Raw genomic sequence first — 15,263 nt, 5'->3', positions numbered from 1 at the left:
CCGGCTTTTTCCACGTGGGGGGGTGAGCGCTAAGGGTGTTGGTTGGTTCTTTCCCCCCCACCGGGTGTGGCTTTTGTTGCGTAGGCCACACACCCCGCCACATTGGGGCGCTTGGGGAGGGCCGCCGCGGGGCGCCGGACCTCGGCCGGGCGCTAGAAGCCGAACGCCGTGCAGCTCGCCGTCGCGGTCTTCGACGGGTCGCTCACCGACGTCGCCGTCAGCTTCACCCGGGCCGCCAGGTCACCGCCCGATCCTCGCTTCGCGTACGCCGGCACCTTCACGTGCCCGCCGAACTTCGCCGTCGCCAGCTCGTTCGGCAGCCGGACCTGCCAGCCTCGGGCGTCCGTCGACACGCTCAGCCGGTACGTGTCCGTGTCATACGGTGCCTGCGCGCCGCGGGCCGAACCCGTGTTGAGCAGGCCGAAGTCGCACGTCGCGAGGCCGCCGCGGGCGAACGCCGGCGGGGCCGGGGTCACCGCCGCTCCGCGTGCCTGGCTGCCCGACCCGTCCAGAGACGCCACCGTCACCGTGTACGACAGGACGCCGCGGCGGTCGCGGGCCAGGTCGGTGATCAGGAACCGCAATCGGTTCGCCTCGTCCGTGTACTCGTACGGGGCCGACGCCTCGGTGCCCGCCTTGAACAGGGCGTCGTTGAGCTGCCGGTAGTCGCCGACGGTGATCTTCACCGGCGTGCCGTCCGGCTTCGTGTAGTCGGTGATGCCGATGTCCTGCGGGTTCGCGTCGATCACCCAGTCGAAGGGCGCGTCGTCCTTGTTCTTCGTCTTGGTGATCAGGACGCCGGAGTCCGGGGCGAACGAGTCCGCGCCCATCCGGTCGACGACCTCGACGGTGTAGTTGTCGTAGCCGCCGCCGTCGCAGAACGGGTCCTTGGCGCGGTCGCACTTCGGCGCCTTGTCGCCACCGGTGAGCTTGATGTTCAGCCCGGTGAACGCGCCGGGCTGCGCCTCCGTCTCCCGCGCGGTCAGGCGGGCCGACACCGGACCCGAGGACGCCAGCGCGGTCCGGTCCAGCTGCAGGACGTCCGCCGGGTCGACGATGCCGAGCTTCAGCTTGTTGCGCAGCTGGTGCTGGGCACCCATCGAACTGCCCTGCGTCGCCGGGATCTGCCAGCGCGTGTGCGGGCCGCCGGGCCCGTTGAACGTCCCGCGCGACAGCATGTCCCACGGTCCGCTGTAGCTGCGGGACGGCGGGACGCCGAACGGGTTGTTGTAGTTGTCGCCGATGCCCAGGATGTGGCTGAACTCGTGGGCGTAGGTCGACTGACCCGAGCTCTCGGCCTGCACCGAGCTGCCGTTCTGGGCGTTCGGCCAGATGCTGGCGGCCGACGCCCACGACGTCCACGGCACGTACCGCGTCGCCGCGTAGTTGGGCAGGTCGTGGTCCGGCGGGCCGAACGCGTCCGGCACGCTCTCCTTGGTGCCGAACTTCATCTCGCCGAACTCCTGCCAGGTCGAGCTCTCGTCCTGGCCGGCCGACAGGTAGAAGACGAAGTCGAACTGGTTCGCGGTGTCGCCGACGTCGGCGCGCCAGGCGTCGCCGGCGTCCTTGCGGATGTCCCGGGCGCAGTTCGCGCCGGGCGGGCAGGCGCCCGGCTGGAACTCCATGCCGTACTCGTAGGACTTCCCCGGCATCCGGTACGGCCCGAACGCGGTCAGCTGCACACCGAAGCGGCCGCCGGAGTCCTCCATCCAGTACTCGTTGATCGTGTGCCCGTTGTTGAGCGCTTCGGGCTTGTTGAGGAAGTCCTGGTAGTACTGCGCGACGCCGGCCCGCGGGATGTTCGCGGCGGCGGGGCCGGGGTTGCCGAAGATCGTCGAGTTCGCCGGCTTCGTGACGACGAAGTCCTGGTCCGGGTAGTCGGCGAGGACGACCGCGCCCTTGAACGTGCGCTGCGTCGGCTTCAGGGAAGGATCGGCCCAGTTCGTGCCGGGCACCTTCTTGTAGTCCGACCAGGTCATGTGGTCCTGGTTCTCCCAGTGCGCGGCGTCGATCGGCGCCGGCCAGCCGCGGGTCAGCGGCTCGGCGGCGGCGGTGCCGGCGCCGAGCCCGGTGAGGACGGTGACCGCGGCGAGCAGGACGAGCGCCTTCGGGGTTCTGGAACGCATCTGCGGCTCCTTCACTGGGAACCCACGGGGGTGGTGGTTCCCGAAGATCGACCGTATTGAGCCTCGCTGTCCCGGTTCCGCCTCGCGGCGAGGTCCACCCGCTTGCCCCACGACGAAAGTCTGGCCGGCGACGAGCACCTCGCGCCGGACCGCAGTGAATGACTCATTCCTGGCGCCGGACGAGGTGAATGGGTCATTCACTGCAGTCCGGTGCTGTGGACAAGTCCGGCCGCGCGCGCCGCGAACGCCGGAAACCGTCGGTGCTCGCCGGTAGCGTGGAAGACGGGGGCGCCCCCCGCGGGCCGCGCGCCGATACCCGCCGGTGTCGCCGCGCCCGCCGCGGGCCCGGCCGGTGTGACGCGGCGGACGCCCGCTCCGGCGGCGGGACTACGCTTGGCGCTCATGAGCGTGGTCTACGACTGCAGCAAGCGGGAGTCCCGGGCCGACGGACTGGCGGCGGCCGCGGGCGCGGTGCGGTCGAGCAGGCTGGTCGTCCTGCCGACCGACACGGTCTACGGCATCGGTGCCGACGCGTTCGACGCGGGCGCCGTCCAGGCGCTGCTGCGCGCGAAGAACCGCGGCCCGGACATGCCGGTCGGCGTGCTCGTCGGATCGTGGTCCACTGTGGACGGCCTGGTGCTCGGCGTGCCCCCGCAGGCGCGCGCGCTCGTCGAAGCGTTCTGGCCGGGCGATCTGTCCATCGTGCTCCCGCACGCGCCGAGTCTGCAGTGGAACCTCGGCGACGCCCGCGGCACCGTGATGCTCCGGATGCCGTTGCACCCGGTGGCCCTGGAGCTGCTGCGCGACGTCGGCCCGATGGCCGTGTCGAGCGCGAACGTCTCGGGCCGGCCGCCGGCCAGCACCGCGCAGGAGGCGCAGGAACAGCTCGGTGACTCGGTCGCGGTGTACCTCGACGGCGGGTCGAGCGGCGAGCCCGTCGCGTCGAGCATCGTGGACCTCACCGGCACCGAACCGGTGGTGCTGCGCGAGGGCGCCGTGAGCAAGGACGCCATCGCGGAGGTGCTCGGTGTACCCGCGGAATCGTTGGCCTGAAGCCGGATCACGTCGGAAACCGCGACACGATAGCGTGTCGCGGGTGACCCCGACCCCGCGAGCGTGACGCACCCGTGCCGCCCACATCCGGTCTTCTCCCCATCCGGGAATACATCCTCGTCGCGCTGACCGCGACGGCGGTGACGTACCTGCTCACCGGCGTCGTCCGGCGCCTCGCGATCCGCGTCGGCGCGATCGCCAACCCGCGGGCGCGCGACGTCCACGTCGCCCCGATCCCGCGGATGGGCGGGATCGGCATCTTCCTCGGCGTCGCCGGCGCGATGGGCCTCGCCCACCAGCTGCCCGCGCTGTCGCACGGTTTCGACGCTTCGTTCGACTCGGTCGGCGTGCTGCTCGCGGCGGGGGTCATCTCGCTGATCGGCGCGCTCGACGACCGGTTCGAGCTGGACGCCTGGACGAAGCTGGCCGGCCAGGTCATGTGCGCCGGGATCCTGGTCATCTTCGGCGTGCAGTGGGTGTCGTTCTGGGTGCCGTGGGGCGGGCAGGGCGACTCGTTCGGCTCGGTGCTGGTGCTCGACAAGAACCAGGGCGCGCTGCTCACCGTCGTGATGGTCGTGGTGATGGTCAACGCGATGAACTTCGTCGACGGCCTCGACGGGCTGGCCGGCGGCCTCGGGTTCATCGCGGCGGCGGCGACGTGCGCGTTCTCCCTCGGCCTGCTCGACAGCTCCGGCGGCGACGTCGGCACCTACCCGCCCGCGCTGATCGCGGCCACGCTCGCCGGCGCGTGTCTGGGGTTCCTGCCGTACAACTTCCAGCCCGCCAAGATCTTCATGGGCGACTCCGGGTCGATGATGATCGGCCTGATGCTCGCGGGCGCGACGACGTCCGCGTCCGGGCGCGTGCCGTACCCGCAGTTCAGCGGCAAGGACGCGATCGCGCTGCTGTCGCCGCTGGTGGTCGTGGCGGCGGTGCTGTTCGTCCCGCTGCTGGACCTGATCATGGCGGTCGTCCGGCGCACGCGCCGCGGCGAGAGCCCGTTCGCGGCCGACAAGATGCACCTGCACCACCGGCTGCTGGAGATCGGCCACTCCCAGCGCCGCGCGGTGCTGCTCATCTACTTGTGGGCCGGGATCCTGGCGTTCGGCGCGGTCTCGGTGACCCTGTTCGACGACGCGGCGGCGCTGTGGATCATCGGGGTCGGGCTGGTGTTCGCGGTCGTCGTCTCGATCGTCCCGCGCCTGCGTTCGCGCAACCAGGCCGGAACCTGACCAGGCGCGTTCTCTACACTCGGTGGCTGAACCGAGCAGGGAGCCATGCCGTGAGCGAGACCGGAACCGAAGCGCAGGAGAACCCGCACGCCAAGGTGGTGCTGCAGGCCGCCCGCGCGATGACGAAGGCTTCGCTGCTGATCACCCCGCCCGCGGTGATCGTCTGCATCGTGCTCTTCAGCATCCTCAACGGCCTGCCCGGCTTCCTGGGCTCGCTCGTCGGCGGGGTGCTCGCCATGCTGGCGTCGCTGTCCACCCTGGGCCTGATGAAGTTCAGCGCCGGCCAGGACCCGATGTTCGTCATGGTCATCGCGCTCGGCGGGTACGTCGTGAAGGTCGTGCTGCTGTTCGGTGCGCTCACCTTGCTCAAGGGCGTCACCGCGCTGCACCCGATGTCCTTGGGCATCACGATGATCGTCGCCATCCTGCTGGCCGCCGCGGCCGAGTTCGCGGCCTTCCGCAAGACCAAGATCCCGACGATCATCCCCTCCTGACGCCGGTCCGGAACGCCCGGTTCTTCCGTTACTCACCGTGCACCGCACTGCGGCCGGCCGAGTGTGACCGGGACCACAAAAGTGCGCCTTCGTGCGCTCCTCGAAAAGCTGCCGGGACCCGCCGCCTGCGACGTTCCGGAGCCGGTCCCGCCCGGCCCCGGACCTGGGTCCCGGATCGACCCGGGACTTAGGTCCTGCGCTGATCGGTTGGTATGGAGTACGCCTGTACGGCACTGATTGACCTGCTGGTATGGTCCGCGTCAAGGGTGGCGGCCTCGGCCGCACGCTCCCTAAGACGAACCGCGATCAGCAGTGTGGCGACCGTGTAGTTCCGCCTCTTCGCCGCTGGTCCGAAGTAGACCGCAGGGCAGTGTTCACGCGAGACAACCCCGTGTGCAGAACGTGAAGGTGTGTTCTGCGAACCGTGGGGTAGCCGCCTCCGACGTCCCGATACGTATCGGGTACGTTAAGTCCAGATCGTGACGATTCCCCCGGCGGAGTGAACGCCGGCCGGGAGAACCGGAAGGAGCCCAGTGGGCGCGCTGGTACTGACCGAGGGTGGCACATTCACGCCCCCCGGTGTGGCGGACTTCAACCTGCCGCCTATCTTCGGCTCCGGGTACTGGGGCAGCTTCACCAAGCCGATGCTGCTCGTGGTGATCTCGCTGGTCATCATCATCGCCTACTTCGTGCTGGCGTCCCGGAAGCTGAAGGTCGTCCCCGGCAAGTCGCAGTTCATCGCCGAGTCGGTCTACAACTTCGGCCGCAACAACATCGCGCGGGAACAGATCGGCTCGAAGGACTTCAAGCCGTTCATCCCGCTGATCCTCGGCCTGTTCACCTTCGTACTGGTGAACAACCTGTTCGGGATCATCCCGTTCTTCCAGTTCCCGACCATGGCGCGGATCGGTTTCCCGCTCGCGCTTTCGGTGCTGGTCGTCTACCCGGTCTACCACTACGTCGGTTTCAAGCGCTACGGCTTCAGGGGATACCTGAAGAAGGAGCTTGCACCGGCCGGAGTCCCGGGCTTCGTGCTGCCGCTGTTCTCGACGATCGAGTTCGCGCAGAAGTTCTTCATCGCGCCGGCCACGCTCGCCATCCGAGTGTTCGCCGCGATGTTCGCCGGTCACCTCATCATCATGGTGTTCACCCTCGGCGGCAGCTTCCTGCTGACCGAGACCGACGGTTTCGGGCTCAAGCTCGTCTCGCCGGTGGCGTTCGTCTTCGCGATTCTGATGACCTTCCTCGAAGCCTTCATCCAGGTGCTGCAGGCCTACATCTTCGCCCTGCTGTCGGCCGGGTACATCGGCGCCGCGCTGGCGTCGGAGCACTGAGAACACAAGCCCCCGATCCGCGCGAGCGCGCGGACCGAAGTGAAGGGAAATGCACGTGAGCAACATCGTTCTGGCCCAGGCCGCCGAGCAGGCCGTCAACATCAACCCCGGCCTCGCCGCCATCGGGTACGGCCTGGGCGCGATCGGCCCGGGTATCGGTGTGGGCCTGATCTTCGCCGCCGTCATCAACGGCACCGCGCGTCAGCCGGAGGCGCAGGGCAAGCTGCAGGGCATCGGCTTCTCGACCTTCGTGCTTACCGAGGTGCTGGCCCTGATCGGTATCGTCATCTACTTCATCGCCTCCGCCGCCTGAGTTCGCCAGCTCATCGCTTAAGGAGACGACGTGCTGAAGACTGACTTGGTGTTGGCCGCCGAAGAGGCGCCCAACCCGATCATCCCGCACATTCCCGAGGTCATTCTCGGGATCGTCGCCTTCGTGATCCTGCTGCTCGTTCTTAAGAAGTACGTCGTCCCTCGCTTCGAGGCCGCGTACGAAGAGCGCGCCCAGATGATCGAGGGCGGCATCGAGAAGGCCGAGAAGGCCCAGGCCGAAGCCGAAGACGCGCTGGCGAAGTACAAGGCGCAGCTGCAGGAGGCCCGGAGCGAGGCCGCGAAGATCCGCGACGACGCCCGGCTCGAAGCCGAGCAGATCAAGGCGGAGCTGCGGGCCGAGGCCGAGTCCGAGTCCCAGCGCATCGTCGCCCAGGGGCACGCTCAGCTGCAGGCCCAGAAGGCGCAGATCATCGCCGAGCTGCGGGCCGACATGGGCCGCAACGCCGTGGAGCTGGCCAGCCGCATCGTCGGCGAGTCGCTCGAAGACGAGGCGCGCCGTCGTGGCACCGTCGACCGGTTCCTCGCGGAGCTGGACACCGCCGGTGCCGCTGGTGGAGCGGGGAAGTAGACCAGAGATGACGCTGCATGCTGCGAGCCGTGAAGCGCTCGGCCTCGCCGAGGAACGCCTCGGCGAGGTTCTGGCCGACGCGGGAGCCGACGCGGCCACGGTCGGCGACGAGCTGCTCTCGGTCGTCGACCTGCTGGACCGGGAGATCGGCCTGCGCCGGGCGGTGAGCGACGCCTCGGCGACGCCGGAAGCGCGCACCGCGCTGGTGCGTCGGCTGTTCGACGGCAAGCTGTCCGAACCGGCCCTGAAGGTGCTCGACGCCGTGGCGGGCAGCCGCTGGTCCAGCCCGCGTCAGCTGGTCGACGGACTCGAGTCGCTCGGTCGCTCCGCGCTGCTCACCGCGGCCGAGAAGACCGGCAACATCGACGCCGTCGAGACCCAGCTGTTCCAGGTCTCGCGGGTCGTGGCCAACCACCCGGAGCTCGAGACGGCGCTCTCGGACCTGACCGGCCCCGCGGAAGCCAAGCGGACGCTGGTGCGCGGGTTGTTCGCCGACAAGGTGGACGTGGTCACCGAGACCCTCGTCGAGCAGGTCGTCCGCCGGGCCAAGGGCCGCGGCGTCGGCGTCGGGCTCGACGAGCTGGTCAAGCTGGCCGCGGAACGCCGCCGGCGCTCGGTCGCGTACGTGACCAGCGCGAGCGCCCTGACCGACGAGCAGACCGCCCAGCTGGGCGCGAAGCTGAACGACATCTACGGGCGGCAGATCGCGCTGCACGTCGAGGTCGACCCCCGGCTCGGCGGCGGGCTCGTCGTCCGCGTCGGCGACGAGGTCATCGACGGGAGCGCGTCGGGGCAGCTGGCGGCGCTGCGCAGGCGGCTGGCCCGGGCATAGCCCCAGGTCACACAAGACTTTGCATACTGGCAAGAACGAAGCGAGAGCGGGAAAGACATGGCCGAGCTGACGATCTCCTCGGATGAGATCCGTAGCGCGATCGAGAACTACGTCTCGAGTTACGCCCCGGACGTGAGCCGGGAAGAAGTTGGCACCGTGATCGACGCCGGTGACGGCATCGCCCACATCGAGGGCCTGCCCTCGGCCATGGCCAACGAGCTGCTCGAGTTCCCCGGCGGCGTCCTGGGCGTCGCACTGAACCTGGACGCGCGCTCCATCGGTGCCGCGATCCTCGGTGACTTCGAAAGCATCGAAGAGGGCCAGCAGGTCAAGCGCACCGGGCAGGTCCTGTCGGTGCCGGTCGGCGACGGCTACCTCGGCCGCGTCGTCAACCCGCTGGGCGCCCCCATCGACGGCCTCGGCGAGATCGAGACCACCGACCGCCGTCCGCTGGAGGTCAAGGCCGCTTCGGTGGTCGAGCGCCAGCCGGTGTCGGAGCCGCTGCAGACCGGCATCACCGCCATCGACGCGATGACCCCGATCGGCCGCGGCCAGCGCCAGCTGATCATCGGTGACCGCAAGACGGGCAAGACGGCCGTCGCGGTGGACACGATCATCAACCAGAAGGCCAACTGGGAGACCGGCGACCCGAAGAAGCAGGTTCGCTGCATCTACGTCGCCATCGGCCAGAAGGGCTCCACGATCGCCGCGGTCAAGAAGTCCCTCGAGGACTCGGGCGCGATGGAGTACACCACCATCGTCGCGGCTCCCGCGTCGGACTCCGCCGGCTTCAAGTGGATCGCGCCGTACACCGGCTCGGCCATCGGCCAGCACTGGATGTACGAGGGCAAGCACGTCCTCATCGTGTTCGACGACCTGACCAAGCAGGCCGACGCGTACCGCGCGATCTCGCTGCTGCTGCGCCGCCCGCCGGGCCGCGAGGCGTTCCCCGGCGACGTCTTCTACTTGCACTCCCGCCTGCTGGAGCGGTGCGCGAAGCTGTCGGACGAGCTGGGTGCCGGCTCGCTGACCGGGCTGCCGATCATCGAGACCAAGGCCAACGACGTGTCGGCCTACATCCCGACGAACGTCATCTCGATCACCGACGGCCAGTGCTTCTTCCAGTCGGACCTGTTCAACGCCGGCCAGCGCCCGGCCATCGACGTGGGCATCTCGGTGTCCCGCGTGGGTGGTGCCGCGCAGGTCAAGGCGATGAAGGACGTTGCGGGCTCGCTCCGGATCGACCTTTCGCAGTACCGCGAGCTGGAGGCGTTCGCCGCCTTCGCCTCGGACCTCGACGACGCGTCGAAGGCGCAGCTCGAGCGCGGTGCCCGGCTGTACGAGGTGCTCAAGCAGCCGCAGTACTCGCCGATCCCGGTCGAGGAGCAGGTCCTCACGGTGTACCTGGGCACGAACGGCCACTACGACTCGGTCCCGACCGAGGACGTCCGCCGCTTCAACCACGAGTTCCTCGACTCGGCCCGCCGCAAGCACGCCGACCTGCTCGACGGCATCCGCGAATCGGGCAAGTTCCCCCAGGAGACTCGCGAGAAGGCGGTCGACGCGGTGAACGAGTTCAAGAAGGAGTTCACGACCTCCGAGGGCAAGCCGCTCGAGGCGAACGCGGACGCCATGGAATCCGACAAGGTCGGGCAGGAGACCGTCAAGGTCAACAAGCCCGCCCCGAAGAAGTGAGCTGGTAGCTCATGGCCGCACAACTCCGGGAACTCCGGTCGCGCATCAAGGCGACCAAGTCGATCGGCAAGATCACCAAGGCGATGGAGCTCATCGCCACCGCGCGCATCACGAAGGCGCGGGCGCGGGTCGCCGCTTCCCGGCCGTACGCCGACGAGATCACCAAGGTGCTCTCGGCGCTGGCCGGCGCGGCCACCACGCTCGACCACCCGATGCTGGTGGAGCGCCCGAACCCGAAGCGGGCCGCCGTCCTGGTCGTGACCAGCGACAAGGGCCAATGCGGTGGGTACAACTCCAACGTGCTGCGCGCGACCGAAGAGCTGCTCGCCCTGCTTCGTGACGAGGGCAAGGAGCCGAAGGTCTACGTCACCGGCAACAAGGGGCTGAACTACTACCGGTTCCGCAACCGCGACGTCGTCGACGGCTGGACGGGCTTCTCCGACCAGCCGGGCTACGCCGACGCGGTCGCGGCCGGGGACGCCCTGGTGGAGTCGTTCATGCGCGGCGTGGACGACGAGCACGGCAACGCCGACGGTATCGAGGGTGTCGACGAGATCCACATCGTCTACACCGAGTTCGTGTCGATGCTGACGCAGCGCCCGACCGCCAAGCGCGTCGCGCCGCTCGAGGTCGAGTACTCCGAAGGCGAAGAGGAGAAGCCCGCCGGGCTGCTCCCCAGCTACGAGTTCGAGCCGAGCGCCGACAAGCTCCTGGACGCGCTCCTGCCGAAGTACATCAACACGCGTCTCTACTCGGCGCTGCTCGAGTCGGCGGCGTCCGAGCTGGCCGCCCGCCGGACGGCGATGAAGGCCGCGTCGGACAACGCGAACGAGCTGGTCGGCAACCTGACGCGGGAGATGAACCAGGCCCGCCAGGCGCAGATCACCCAGGAGATCTCCGAAATCGTCGGTGGCGCGAACGCGCTCACCGCAGCAGGAAGTGATGATTGATGACCAGTACTGAAGCCCCGCGCGCCAAGGGGCGCATCGTGTCGGTGACCGGTCCGGTCGTCGACGTCGAGTTCCCGCGCGGTTCCGTGCCCGACCAGTTCAACGCCCTCAAGGTCGAGATCGAGTTCGAGCAGCTCCGGAAGACGGTGACCCTCGAGGTCGCCAGCCACCTGGGTGACAACCTCGTCCGCACCATCTCGCTCCAGCCGCAGGACGGCCTGGTCCGGGGCGCCGAGGTCACCGACACCGGCAAGCCGATCACCGTGCCGGTGGGCGACAAGGTCAAGGGCCACGTCTACAACGCGCTCGGCGAGTGCCTCGACGAGCCCGGCTACGGCGACGACCTCGAGCGCTGGGGCATCCACCGCAACCCGCCGTCCTTCGACCAGCTCGAGGGCAAGACGGAGATGCTGGAGACCGGCCTGAAGGTCGTCGACCTGCTCACCCCGTACGTCCAGGGTGGCAAGATCGGCCTGTTCGGCGGCGCCGGCGTCGGCAAGACGGTGCTCATCAAGGAGATGATCACCCGTGTCGCCCGGAACTTCGGTGGTACGTCGGTGTTCGCCGGGGTCGGCGAGCGCACCCGTGAGGGCAACGACCTCTTCCTGGAGATGAGCGAAGACGGCGTCATCAACGACACCGCCCTCGTGTTCGGCCAGATGGACGAGCCGCCGGGCACGCGCATGCGCGTCGCCCTGTCCGCGCTGACCATGGCGGAGTACTTCCGCGATGTGCAGAACCAGGACGTGCTGCTGTTCATCGACAACATCTTCCGGTTCACCCAGGCCGGTTCCGAGGTGTCGACCCTGCTGGGCCGCATGCCTTCGGCCGTGGGTTACCAGCCGACGCTGGCCGACGAGATGGGTCAGCTGCAGGAGCGGATCACCTCGACCCGGGGTCGCTCGATCACCTCGATGCAGGCGATCTACGTCCCCGCGGACGACTACACCGACCCGGCCCCGGCCGCGACGTTCGCCCACCTGGACGCCACCACCGAGCTCTCGCGTGGTGTCTTCCAGAAGGGCATCTTCCCGGCGGTGGACCCGCTGGCGTCGACGTCGACGATCCTCGACCCGGCCATCGTCGGTGAGGACCACTACCGCGTGGCTTCCGAGGTCATCCGGATCCTGCAGAAGTACAAGGAGCTGCAGGACATCATCGCGATCCTCGGGATGGACGAGCTCTCGGAAGAGGACAAGCTGACCGTTCAGCGCGCGCGCCGCATCGAGCGGTTCCTGTCGCAGAACATGCTGGTCGCCGAGGCGTTCACGCAGATCCCGGGCTCGACGGTGCCGCTCTCGGAGACCATCGAGTCGTTCGACCGCATCTCGAAGGGTGACTTCGACCACTACCCGGAGCAGGCGTTCCTGGGTATCGGTGGCCTCGAGGACCTCGAGAAGAAGTACAAGGAAATCACCAAGAAGTGATTTTCGGAGCGCGGCGGGGGCAGTGTCCTATGTGGACTCAGGCCCCCGCCGTTCTCGTAACCCAGGACAGACCCATTACACTCGGTGGTAACACCCCGAGCGAAGGAGTGCTACGTGGCTGAGATGTCCGTGGAGCTGGTGGCCGTCGAGCGCCGTCTCTGGTCGGGTACCGCCACTTTCGTGGTGGCCCAGACCACCGAGGGCGAGATCGGCATCATGGCCGGCCACGAGCCCGTGCTCGGGCAGCTCGTCGAGGGTGGCGTGGTCAAGGTTTCGACCACCGACGGCGAGACGGTCTGCGCGGCCGTGCACGGCGGATTCCTCTCCGTGACCGGCACCGGGGTGAGCATTCTCGCCGAGAGCGCCGAGCTGTCCGACGAAATCGACGTCAACGCGGCGAAGGCGGCACTGAGCGCCGACGACGAGACCGAGCGGACGAGGGCCACGGCCCAGCTCCGCGCGGCAGGTCAGACGGCCTGAGCGGGATGCGGGCAGGAGCCGGGCCGTGAAGATCACCGTGGTCGTAGTCGGGCTCCTGATCGTGCTCGCCGTGCTGGTCGCCTGGTACGGCCAGCGGTGGATCCGGATGCGCCGCGGCGGGGGCGTGAGCGTCGCGCTGCGGTGGCGTCCGGACGCCGCCCGGTCCAGCTGGCACCTGGGGCTCGGCCGCTACGAGGGCGACGAGTTCGTCTGGTACCGCGTGTGGAGCCTGCGGACCGGCCCGGACCGCGTCTTCCAGCGCGAAAGCATGCAGATCGCCGACCGGCGTGACCCGTCCGGGAGCGAGGCCTACGCCGTTCCCGAAGGCTCGACGGTGCTGCGCTGCGAGTCGGAAACCCAGGAAGCGATCGAGATCGCCATGGGGCCGGGCGCGCTCACGGGCTTCCTCTCCTGGCTCGAATCCGCCCCGCCGGGGCGCCGTCTCCCGCGCGCCTCCTGACGCTGTCTCAGATCGAGACAGCCGGAGTCCGTTCCGAGGGCTTAGGGTTGGGCGCATGATCTTCATCGTGGTCAAGTTCCCGGTCAAGCCGGAGCACGCGGAAGCCTGGCCGGACATCGTCGCGGACTACACCAAGAACACCCGCGGCGAGGCGGGCAACCGGTTCTTCGAGTGGTCCCGCAGCCTCGAAGACAAGAACACGTACGTGCTGGTCGAGGGCTTCGAGGGGCAGGACGCCGCCGTCGCGCACGTCGGTTCCGACCACTTCAAGTGGGCGACCGCGAACCTGGGCGCCTACCTCAGCGACCACCCGCAGATCATCAACGTCCAGGACGCCTCCGACTGGGGCCCGATGGCGGAGATCTCCCCAAAGTAACCCCAGGCGGCACTTTCACGGGAAAGTGCCGCTCTCCGTAGACTTGGGTTCGTGACTCTCGTCGAGATCCCCGGCTCCAAGTCCGTCACCGCCCGCGGCCTGTTCCTGGCCGCCGCCGCGCACGGCACCACGACCCTCGGCCGTCCGCTGCACTCGGACGACACCGAGGGCTTCGCCGAGGGGCTCGTCAAGCTGGGTTACGGCGTCGACCGCCAGCCGGGCGCCTGGACCATCGAGGGCCGCCCTTCGGGCCCGGGCGTCGCCGAAGCGGACGTCTTCTGCCGCGACGGCGCCACGACGGCCCGGTTCCTGCCCGCGCTGGCCGCCGCCGGCACCGGCACGTTCCACTTCGACGCGTCCGACCAGATGCGCCGGCGGCCGCTCGGCCCCCTGACCGACGCGCTGCGGGAGCTCGGCGTCGACCTGACCTTCGAGGGCGAGCCGGGGCACCACCCGCTGACGATCCGCGCGAACGGCGTCAAAGGCGGTTCGCTGACCCTCGACGCGGGGCTGTCGTCCCAGTTCCTGACGGCGTTGCTGCTGCTCGGGCCGCTGACCGCGGAGGGGCTGCGGATCACGGTGACGGATCTCGTGTCGGTGCCGTACGTCGAGATCACGCTGGAGATGATGCGGCGCTTCGGCGTCGACGTCCGGCGCGAGGGCAAGACGTTCGTCGTGCCGCCGCAGCCGTACCAGGCGTGCGAGTACCCGGTGGAGCCCGACGCGTCGACAGCCAGCTACTTCCTGGCCGCGGCGGCGGTCACGGGCCGCACGGTGACCATCCCGGGCCTGGGGTCGGCCGCGCTGCAGGGCGACGTCCGTTTCGCCGACGTGCTGGAGCAGATGGGCGCGCACGTCGAGCTGACCGAGGATTCGGTGACGGTCGCGGGGCCCTCGGACGGCCTGCGCGGGGTCACGGTGACCATGCGCGACATCTCCGACACGGTCCCGACGCTGGCGGCGATCGCGCCGTTCGCTTCGGGCCCAGTGCGCATCGAGGACGTCTACAACACGCGCATCAAGGAGTGCGACCGCCTGGACGCGTGCGAGGAGAACCTGCGCGCGCTGGGCATCCAGGTCGAGACGGGCCGCGACTGGATCGAGATCCGGCCGGGCACGCCCACCGGTGCCTTGGTCAAGTGCCGCCGCGACCACCGGATCGCGATGGCGTTCAGCATCACGGGCCTGCGGACGCCCGGTATCACCCTGGACGACCCGGAGTGCGTGAAGAAGACGTTCCCCGGCTTCCACCAGACGCTCGGGTCGCTGCGGGAGAGCTGGGGGATCTAGGAGGGCTGCCCGCCCGGCTGCCACAGCACGTCACCCTCGGGGTTCGCCAGCCGGGCGAGGATGAACAGCAGGTCCGACAGCCGGTTCAGGTACTTGAGGGCGATCGGGTTCGTCGTCTCCCGCTCGGCTTCGTACAGGGCCCAGGCGCTTCGCTCCGCGCGCCGGGACACCGTCCGCGCCTGGTGCAGGAAGGCCGCCCCCGGCGTGCCGCCCGGCAGGATGAACGACGTCAGCTTCGGCAGGCGCTCGTTGAACTCGTCGCACCAGCCCTCGAGCCGCTCGACGTACTTCTCGGTGATCCGCAACGGCGGGTAGGGCGGGTCGTCGGAAATCGGCAGGCAGAGGTCCGCGCCGACGTCGAAGAGATCGTTCTGCACCGTGCGCAGCACGTCCGTCACTTCGGCCGGGAGGCCGCCGACCGCGATCGCCAGGCCCAGCACCGAGTTCGTCTCGTCGGTGTCCGCGTACGCGCCCAGGCGCGGGGACGTCTTGGGCACGCGGGACCCGTCGCCGAGCGCGGTCGTGCCGCTGTCGCCGACCTTCGTGTAGACGCGGTTGATGCGAACGACCATGAACCCACCATAGCGGCCCCCGCCCGGGCCGAATCCGGGCG

At 69.2% G+C, this 15,263-nt stretch carries 16 protein-coding genes; 14 read left to right on the top strand and 2 right to left on the bottom strand.

Annotated elements, in window-relative coordinates; translation table 11 throughout:
* Positions 1 to 152: 152 nt before the first annotated feature.
* Positions 153 to 2,126: a M6 family metalloprotease domain-containing protein gene (locus ACZ4TR_RS21775; RefSeq protein WP_465288709.1), complete on the bottom strand. Its 1,974-nt coding sequence runs from the start codon at positions 2,124 to 2,126 to the stop codon at positions 153 to 155.
* 402 nt (positions 2,127 to 2,528) lie between these two features.
* Here ACZ4TR_RS21775 and ACZ4TR_RS21770 point away from each other — a divergent pair, with 402 nt between their 5' ends.
* The 14 genes from ACZ4TR_RS21770 (at position 2,529) to aroA (ending at position 14,650) form a co-directional block, all read left to right on the top strand.
* A complete protein-coding gene (locus ACZ4TR_RS21770; RefSeq protein WP_364520643.1) occupies positions 2,529 to 3,179 on the top strand; it encodes an L-threonylcarbamoyladenylate synthase in 651 nt (216 codons plus the stop codon).
* A gap of 74 nt (positions 3,180 to 3,253) precedes the next feature.
* Positions 3,254 to 4,411, top strand: a complete 1,158-nt coding sequence (locus ACZ4TR_RS21765) for a glycosyltransferase family 4 protein (RefSeq protein WP_364520484.1) — start codon at positions 3,254 to 3,256, stop codon at positions 4,409 to 4,411.
* A gap of 50 nt (positions 4,412 to 4,461) precedes the next feature.
* Complete coding sequence (locus tag ACZ4TR_RS21760) at positions 4,462 to 4,905, top strand: hypothetical protein (protein ID WP_465288708.1); 444 nt, start codon at positions 4,462 to 4,464, stop codon at positions 4,903 to 4,905.
* A 533-nt stretch (positions 4,906 to 5,438) separates the two neighbouring features.
* Entirely contained in the window at positions 5,439 to 6,239 is an 801-nt protein-coding gene (atpB, locus tag ACZ4TR_RS21755) for a F0F1 ATP synthase subunit A (protein ID WP_364520488.1), read from the top strand.
* A gap of 55 nt (positions 6,240 to 6,294) precedes the next feature.
* Positions 6,295 to 6,552, top strand: coding sequence for an ATP synthase subunit c family protein (locus ACZ4TR_RS21750; RefSeq protein WP_026468506.1), 258 nt, complete (start codon positions 6,295 to 6,297; stop codon positions 6,550 to 6,552).
* Between the two features lie 30 nt (positions 6,553 to 6,582).
* Positions 6,583 to 7,140 carry a F0F1 ATP synthase subunit B gene (locus ACZ4TR_RS21745; protein ID WP_364520490.1) on the top strand — a complete coding sequence of 186 codons (558 nt, stop codon included), beginning with the start codon at positions 6,583 to 6,585 and terminating at the stop codon, positions 7,138 to 7,140.
* Between the two features lie 7 nt (positions 7,141 to 7,147).
* The gene (locus tag ACZ4TR_RS21740) at positions 7,148 to 7,972 is read left to right on the top strand and encodes a F0F1 ATP synthase subunit delta (protein ID WP_364520492.1); all 825 of its coding nucleotides are present in this window, start codon (positions 7,148 to 7,150) and stop codon (positions 7,970 to 7,972) included.
* Between the two features lie 57 nt (positions 7,973 to 8,029).
* On the top strand, positions 8,030 to 9,667 hold the full coding sequence (gene atpA, locus ACZ4TR_RS21735) for a F0F1 ATP synthase subunit alpha (protein ID WP_364520494.1): 1,638 nt from the start codon (positions 8,030 to 8,032) through the stop codon (positions 9,665 to 9,667).
* Between the two features lie 11 nt (positions 9,668 to 9,678).
* Positions 9,679 to 10,617 carry a F0F1 ATP synthase subunit gamma gene (locus ACZ4TR_RS21730; protein ID WP_364520496.1) on the top strand — a complete coding sequence of 313 codons (939 nt, stop codon included), beginning with the start codon at positions 9,679 to 9,681 and terminating at the stop codon, positions 10,615 to 10,617.
* Positions 10,617 to 12,044 (top strand): F0F1 ATP synthase subunit beta, encoded by a 1,428-nt coding sequence (gene atpD / locus ACZ4TR_RS21725; protein ID WP_285476233.1) that lies wholly within the window; start codon positions 10,617 to 10,619, stop codon positions 12,042 to 12,044. The genes ACZ4TR_RS21730 and atpD overlap by 1 nt, the downstream gene beginning before the upstream one ends.
* 114 nt (positions 12,045 to 12,158) lie before the next feature.
* Positions 12,159 to 12,524, top strand: coding sequence for a F0F1 ATP synthase subunit epsilon (locus ACZ4TR_RS21720; RefSeq protein WP_364520497.1), 366 nt, complete (start codon positions 12,159 to 12,161; stop codon positions 12,522 to 12,524).
* A 25-nt stretch (positions 12,525 to 12,549) separates the two neighbouring features.
* The gene (locus ACZ4TR_RS21715; RefSeq protein WP_257918441.1) at positions 12,550 to 12,984 is read left to right on the top strand and encodes a DUF2550 domain-containing protein; all 435 of its coding nucleotides are present in this window, start codon (positions 12,550 to 12,552) and stop codon (positions 12,982 to 12,984) included.
* A 55-nt stretch (positions 12,985 to 13,039) separates the two neighbouring features.
* Positions 13,040 to 13,360, top strand: coding sequence for a putative quinol monooxygenase (locus ACZ4TR_RS21710; RefSeq protein ID WP_364520499.1), 321 nt, complete (start codon positions 13,040 to 13,042; stop codon positions 13,358 to 13,360).
* Positions 13,361 to 13,411: 51 nt separating this feature from the next.
* The gene (gene aroA, locus ACZ4TR_RS21705) at positions 13,412 to 14,650 is read left to right on the top strand and encodes a 3-phosphoshikimate 1-carboxyvinyltransferase (RefSeq protein WP_465288707.1); all 1,239 of its coding nucleotides are present in this window, start codon (positions 13,412 to 13,414) and stop codon (positions 14,648 to 14,650) included.
* Here the strand turns inward: aroA and ACZ4TR_RS21700 are convergent.
* Positions 14,647 to 15,222 (bottom strand): cob(I)yrinic acid a,c-diamide adenosyltransferase, encoded by a 576-nt coding sequence (locus ACZ4TR_RS21700; protein WP_465288706.1) that lies wholly within the window; start codon positions 15,220 to 15,222, stop codon positions 14,647 to 14,649. The genes aroA and ACZ4TR_RS21700 overlap by 4 nt on opposite strands.
* Positions 15,223 to 15,263 lie beyond the last annotated feature (41 nt).

Source organism: Amycolatopsis sp. NPDC028719, from assembly GCF_055565395.1.
This window is presented reverse-complemented; position numbering and strand designations above follow the sequence as displayed.